Origin of the sequence: Gandjariella thermophila, from assembly GCF_005405885.1 — a bacterium.
Lineage (GTDB): Bacteria > Actinomycetota > Actinomycetes > Mycobacteriales > Pseudonocardiaceae > Gandjariella > Gandjariella thermophila.
In genome coordinates this window covers 36811-43222 of sequence record NZ_BJFL01000036.1, presented here as the reverse complement: position 1 = coordinate 43222, position 6412 = coordinate 36811, and the positions used below count along the sequence as shown (strand labels likewise).

5 protein-coding genes are annotated in these 6412 nt (G+C 66.5%); 2 read left to right on the top strand and 3 right to left on the bottom strand.

Annotated features, from left to right (window positions below):
• Positions 1–130 precede the first annotated feature (130 nt).
• On the top strand, positions 131–1381 hold the full coding sequence (locus tag FFT21_RS23940) for a hypothetical protein (RefSeq protein ID WP_137816185.1): 1251 nt from the start codon (positions 131–133) through the stop codon (positions 1379–1381).
• A gap of 98 nt (positions 1382–1479) precedes the next feature.
• Here FFT21_RS23940 and FFT21_RS23935 read toward each other — a convergent pair whose 3' ends face one another.
• The 3 genes from FFT21_RS23935 to glnA form a co-directional block, all read right to left on the bottom strand.
• Positions 1480–3201: an ATP-dependent DNA helicase gene (locus FFT21_RS23935; protein ID WP_137816184.1), complete on the bottom strand. Its 1722-nt coding sequence runs from the start codon at positions 3199–3201 to the stop codon at positions 1480–1482.
• 117 nt (positions 3202–3318) lie between these two features.
• The gene (locus tag FFT21_RS23930; RefSeq protein ID WP_192909718.1) at positions 3319–4056 is read right to left on the bottom strand and encodes a DEAD/DEAH box helicase family protein; all 738 of its coding nucleotides are present in this window, start codon (positions 4054–4056) and stop codon (positions 3319–3321) included.
• A gap of 255 nt (positions 4057–4311) precedes the next feature.
• A complete protein-coding gene (glnA, locus tag FFT21_RS23925; RefSeq protein WP_137816182.1) occupies positions 4312–5736 on the bottom strand; it encodes a type I glutamate--ammonia ligase in 1425 nt (474 codons plus the stop codon).
• Positions 5737–5955: 219 nt separating this feature from the next.
• On the opposite strand from glnA, the gene FFT21_RS23920 reads away from it, so the two are divergent.
• Positions 5956–6408, top strand: a complete 453-nt coding sequence (locus FFT21_RS23920; protein ID WP_137816181.1) for an RDD family protein — start codon at positions 5956–5958, stop codon at positions 6406–6408.
• Positions 6409–6412: the final 4 nt, after the last annotated feature.

Sequence of the window (6412 nt, the reverse complement as noted above, 5' to 3'; positions counted from 1 at the left end):
CCGAAACGACGGCATTCCAGCATTGGAATGCTCAGCCCCATCCAGTTTGAGACACGACAGACGTCGCCTCACCACGGCGGCTGACACCACACCCAACGTGTCCGGAGAACGGGGTCAAGCTCAGGGACCGATGACCGAGACCCCAGTCGATGCTTGGGCTGACATCATGTGGCGAGACCCCAACGGGACGATCGTCCTCATCCAGGTCAAGAACAACATTCAGCCAACGTTGAACCCCGGCGCCCGGTGGATGGCGGACATATACCAGTGGCTCACTGCGCACTCGGACGACGGTGCGAGATCGTTTGACGAACTGCCGGCGCGTCACTTTGACCAAGGATCGGCGCGGAATGTCACAGCGGCGGCTACGAGCGCGTACCTCATTGCGGCGGCCGTCCTTGAAGGAGTGGCCATTCGTGACGTGCGGAAGGCGTCGGAGAAACTCACTCAGCTTCTGGACCGGCCAGAACATCGTGTCGACCAATTTCGACCGCTCGACACGGATACGTACAATGTTGCGGCTTGGCTGACTCCTGTTGGCGCGCGGCGAGGGTACCTCAAGCCGACCGTCGTCGGGTCTGTCGATCAAGTATTGCCTGTAGCGGCCAGCGTTCTGGAAAGGGAACTCACCGACCTGCTGTCCCGTTGGGGGGAGGTCGCCCACGGCCTTGCGCCCGCTGAAGGACTCCAGCAACGTCCTGGCCGACTGAATCGGCATCGGCAACACGACGTGCTGTGCGCTGTCGCCGCTGCTCGACAAGCCCGACAGGCGGCCCTCCACGCACGTGATGCGGTAGTCAACCAACCCTGGCAGGACAGCAAAGAAGCGGTCGCTCGGTTCACTGAGGACTGGCTCAATCTCCAACCAACCGACGGCCTGGTCAACGCGACCGCCAATGCCCTGCTGTTTGCGTCACTCGACGACCCCGACCCTGACCCTGACGACAGGGACACGCTGGGTGGACGTGGCCTGCTCGATCGCCTGCGAAATGAAACTATTTTGCAACACCGTGCACTGCGGCTCCTTGGTGAGACGCAATTGTGCGGAAAGCCGGTGGACTATCTCGACCGTCAGATTCAGTCTCCGGTTACTGACGACGACAGTCCCCAGCTTCGTGACCATATTGCCGATCCGCAAAAGGTCGAGGACATTGTCTGTCTTGGAATAGGACGCTGGAGCGACGATCGCGTCGCCCGAGTGCTTGGAAAATTGAAGGAGGATGAGTACCGGGTGGCGGTCGTTTGGGCCGAGCAGGGATGCACATGGGCGCAAGCGGCCGAGATGTGTGGGCTTCCCGAGAAATATGGAGTCCGCGTCCGACGCCGACTCCGGCGGCTCGGCAAGGAATTGCTCGACCGCGCGGAGAAATCGGCCGCGTGAACGGAAAGCTCCTCGTCGAGCTAATGGCCGCCGTGGACTGGGATGCACAGTCCCGTCCACGGCAGGCGAATGCGATGCACCACGTCAGGCACCGGAAATCAGCTCGAAGGGAAGACTGCGACGATGTCGTCGACGGTGACGAGCCTGCCGCGCGATGGCGCGAGCAGCTTGCCCAGCCAGCCGTCTTTGTGGGGCAGGAGCGCCTCGATCTTGGTCCGGGCGTCACCTCGTGCTTCGGCGTTGCCGTCGCCGCACAGAGCGTCGTACTGCCGGAGCCGGGCAGCCAGCAGGTCGTACAGGCGGATGGCGGCACCGTGGTTGATCAGTACGATCTTGTCGTGGGCCGCCTCGGCGGCGTCGTCGTTGGCCGTGGTCGCCGGGGTAAGCAGGCAGCCGTAGACGCGGGTCTTCGCCGAACGCCTGGTCTCGACCTCGATCTGGCCCAGCAGTTGGTTCACGTCGCCGCGGATGAGCGGCTTCGGCTCACCTTTCGGAACGGTCTTGACCTCCCACACCCGGCGTTCCGCGCGCTTCGGGGTAGACCAGGTCCAGCGGCAGTCGGTGGCGCTCTGCTCGATCTTCGGTGGGCGTTCGCCACTGGCACCGGCCAGGCGAGCGAGGACCCTCAGCCCTTCGCACTGCTGGTCGTGGCTGCCGGCCAGCAGAGTTCGACCCGCGGAGAGTGCACGGTCGAGCCTGCTACCGGCTTCGCGGCGCCACTCGTCCCACGCGAGGAAGAACCGGTCGGTGTCGTCGGCGGTACGGTCGTAGCCTTCGAGGTCCGCGACCGTGCGGGCCAACCGGCGGAACCACGTCGTACGGGGGCCGTTCGCGGTGGCCTCCTCCAAGGCTGCGCGGGCAACGGCGAGGTCTTGCGGTCGTCCGCGGGCGAAGTGGGCGTGGGCCTCGACGTACCGCCAGAACGCGGCGTGCTCGGTCTCGCCAGCGGCAGCGTGTTGTGCTGCGGCCTCATGTGCCTTGCTGGCGGCGGTCCGGTGGTCGCCGATCCACAGTTCAGTCACCGCCGACACCTCCGCGTCGGCGCTAGACACGTCACTGCTTCCGCCGGTGTTGCGGCCGGGGCGGGCCTTCCGCCGTGGTACTGGTTGCTCGGCTGCTGGGGACTGCTGTGGGTTACGCCAGAAGGTGTGGCACGCGCGCAGGGTGCCGTCCCAGCCCTCATCGTAGATCTCCAGCGCGGTGCGGATGGTGGGTTCGGTACCAGCGGGAATCGACTTGCGGACGGCTGGGTCGGCGAGCATTTGGGCGAACGTGGGATCCAAGCCAAGGTAGAGGGAACGGTCGGTGGTATCGCGGTTGGCGCGGCCGAGCGCTTGGGTGACCCGTTGGCCGACGCGGTGGCGCATGAAGCTGGCGTCACCCAGGTAGGCCACGATAAACCGCTCAAACTCGCTGCTGGCTTGCGGGACCGTGGTGATGATGACCAGCTTGCAGACGTCGCCGGCAAGGTCGAGGCCGTCGTAGCGGCCCGCGGTCACCAAGTGTCCGTTCGCGACTCGGCTCCACGTGTCGACCATCGCGTCGTCGCCGGGACGCAGGCGATACACCTGCTGACCACCGGCGACGAGGATCTCTTGGAGGCTGTCGGCCTCAGCGTGGCTGGCGCACAGCCAGGCGGCTCGGCCGCCCGCGGCTTGGGCTTGGCTGAGTGCCCAACCGAGCACGTTCTGCTCGAAGGGCTGTTCCGAGCTGGGGTTCAACACCAGCAGCCGTTCGCCCGTGGCACCGAGCGGCAGCGGCCCGGTGGTGGTCAGGCGAGTGACCTGGCCGCCGCCGACGCGCCGCTGGAGATCGTCCATCGAGCCGAGGGTGGCCGACAGGTAGATCCGCTGTTTGGCCTGGCTGTACCAGGGGCTGAGCGTGGTCGGCGGATGGTAGGGGCGGATCTCGATGCCGGAGGGGCCGATCAGGAGGCCTCACTGGCCGAGATGGTCCCGGACGGTGGGCCACACGTACTTGATCTCGTCCTCGGTGCTGAAGGGCGATGCCTCGATCGCGTCGCGTGCCGGACCCGCGATCGCGGCCCAGTCGCTAAAGGACAACAGTTCGGGTGGTGTACCGAGTCGGGCGGTGCCATCGAGCATGGCCCGCAGGCCGGGGTAGGCGTCGGTGTGCGCGACGACCAGCTCACAGATCGTCTGGTAGAGCTCGCGGGCGGCACCTTGCTTGTCTGGAATGCGCAGCGTTTGCAGCCCGCTGAGCGGCTGCTCGGCAAGGTGGGCGTCGTCGAAGATGACCAGGTCGGCAGGCTTGGGGACCGGACTGCTGTTGAAGTAGACCCAGTAGTTCATCACGCCAACAGCGTTGGCCTGGTGGTAGTCGTCGAGCTTGGCGCCGCCGTAATCCCGTGCTGCGAAGCGCACGACGTCCAGTCCCAGAGCGTCAGCCTCGTCCTCGACCCGCTCGGCGAGCTGGCGCGTGCCGGTCAGGTAGGCCACCGACCATCCGCGGTCGAGGGCGTAGTCGGCGATCAGCAGGGCCAGGAGGGTCTTTCCCTCACCTGTCGGCATCTCGATCGCGAGGTCAGCGGTGTCGACATGGTGCTCGGCATACGTTTCGAGGACCAGACGTTGTCCCGGCCGCAGTTCGCGAAATCTCGCCGAGCCGAACTCGGCGAGGCGCTGGCCGAAGTCCGGCGGCGTCGTTTGTACCACCCGTCCCGTCCCCCTCCGGAGGTGAGGTCTGAACGCTAAAGGGAAGGTACTCGTTGGTCCCTCCTCGCCGGTTGCGGCAGGGGAGCCGCCTTCAACTGGGCCGTTGAGCTGCGACGATACAACCGTGGTCACGGACAGTGACAAACGGCCGGTTCCGCATAGGCAGCGGAACCGGCCGTTTTTCGCTATGACGGCCTGTAGACGGCCTAGGGTGGTCGCAAACAGGCGTTTTACCAGGTCAAACCCGGTATGCGATCACACGTCGTAGTAGAGCGCGAACTCGTACGGGTGCGGGCGCAGCCGCAGCGGGTCGATCTCGTTCTCCCGCTTGAACTCGATCCACGTCTCGATCACGTCCGGGGTGAACACGCCACCGTCAAGCAGGAAGTCGTGGTCGCTCTCCAGGTTGTCCAGCACCGCGTTCAGCGAGGCGGGCACCTGCTTGAGGTCCTTGGCCTCCTCGGGCGGCAGCTCGTAGAGGTCCTTGTCGACCGGCGCCGGCGGCTCGATCTTGTTCTTGATGCCGTCCATGCCGGCCATCATCATCGCCGCGAACGCCAGGTACGGGTTGCCGGAGGAGTCCGGGCAGCGGAACTCGATCCGCTTGGCCTTCGGGTTGTTGCCGGTGATCGGGATGCGCACGCAGGCGGAGCGGTTGCGCTGCGAGTACACCAGGCTGACCGGCGCCTCGAAGCCCGGCACCAGGCGGTGGTAGGAGTTCACCGTCGGGTTGGTGAAGGCAAGCAGGCTCGGCGCGTGGTGCAGGATGCCGCCGATGTAGTGCCGCGCGGTGTCGGACAGCCCGGCGTAGCCGGACTCGTCGTGGAACAGCGGCTCGCCGTCCTTCCACAGCGACTGGTGGGTGTGCATGCCGGAGCCGTTGTCGCCGAACAGCGGCTTGGGCATGAACGTCGCGGTCCTGCCGGCCTGCCAGGCGGTGTTCTTCACGATGTACTTGAACAGCTGCAGGTCGTCCGCGGCGTGCAGCAGCGTGTTGAACCGGTAGTTGATCTCGGCCTGGCCGGCGGTGCCCACTTCGTGGTGCGCGCGCTCGACGCTGAACCCGGCGTTGATCAGGTTCAGCACGATCCGGTCACGCAGGTCGGCGTAGTGGTCGGTCGGCGGGACCGGGAAGTAGCCGCCCTTGTACTTGACCTTGTAGCCCTTGTTGCCGCCGTCCTCGTCGGCGCCGGTGTTCCACCAGCCCGAGATCGAGTCGATCTCGTGGAAGGCGGCGTTCTCGGTGGTGTCGAAGCGCACCGAGTCGAACATGTAGAACTCGGCCTCGGGGCCGAAGTAGGCGGTGTCGGCGATGCCCGACTCGGACAGGTACTGCTCGGCCTTGCGGGCGATGTTGCGCGGGTCGCGGCTGTAGGCCTCGCGGGTGTGCGGGTCGTGCACGAAGAAGTTGACGATCAGGGTCTTCTCCGCGCGGAACGGGTCGATCCGGGCGGTGGCGAGGTCGGGCAGCAGCAGCATGTCCGACTCGTGGATCTGCTGGAAACCGCGCACCGAGGAACCGTCGAACGCGACACCGTTGCTGATGGCGTCCTCGTCCCACGACTGGGCGGGCACCGTGAAGTGCTGCATGATGCCCGGCAGATCGCAGAACCGGACGTCGACGAACTTCACGTCCTCGTCGCGGATGTACCGCAGGACCTCGTCGGGATTGGTGAACACCCTCGCTGGCTCCTTATGTCTGAATTGCCGACTCTGCCGGCGCCGTGCACGCTATTGCCGGGGTCGGTGCGGTGCGCAGCCGGCCTTGCGCGACGACGCTAAGAGCGGGGTGTTGCCCGACCGTCACCCGTATGTTTCGCCGATGTTAACGGGGTCGGGCGCTGGTGTTGCGGAGCCCTCGCCGGAGGCGGTCGGTGATGACCGCCTTACGCTGGTGGGGTGAGTAGGTGGACCGGCTCGTGGCTGTCCGGGCCGCCGGCCTCGGCGGGGCAGGGCGGCCAGCGCTGGCGCGGCGAGCGCCTCGGACTGCCGGAGAGCGGGCCGAACTCGGTGTCCCCCACCGGCCGCAGGGCGGTGGCGCTGCTGATCGACGCATTGCTGTCGGCCGGCGTGGCCGGCCTGTTCACCTACCCCGAGCTGCCGAGGAACTGGAGCCTGCTCGCCTGGTTCGCGATCACCCTGACCGGCGTGGGCGTCTTCGGGTTCACGCCCGGCATGGCGCTGCTGGGCATCCGAGTGGCCCGGCTGGACGGTGCCAGCCTGGTCGGGATTCCCCGCGCCGCCCTGCGGACCCTGCTGGTTTTCCTCATCGTGCCGGCCGTCATCTGGAACGCCGACAATCGGGGGCTGCACGACCGGGCCACCGGCACGGTGGTCGTGCGCACCCGCTGAGGCG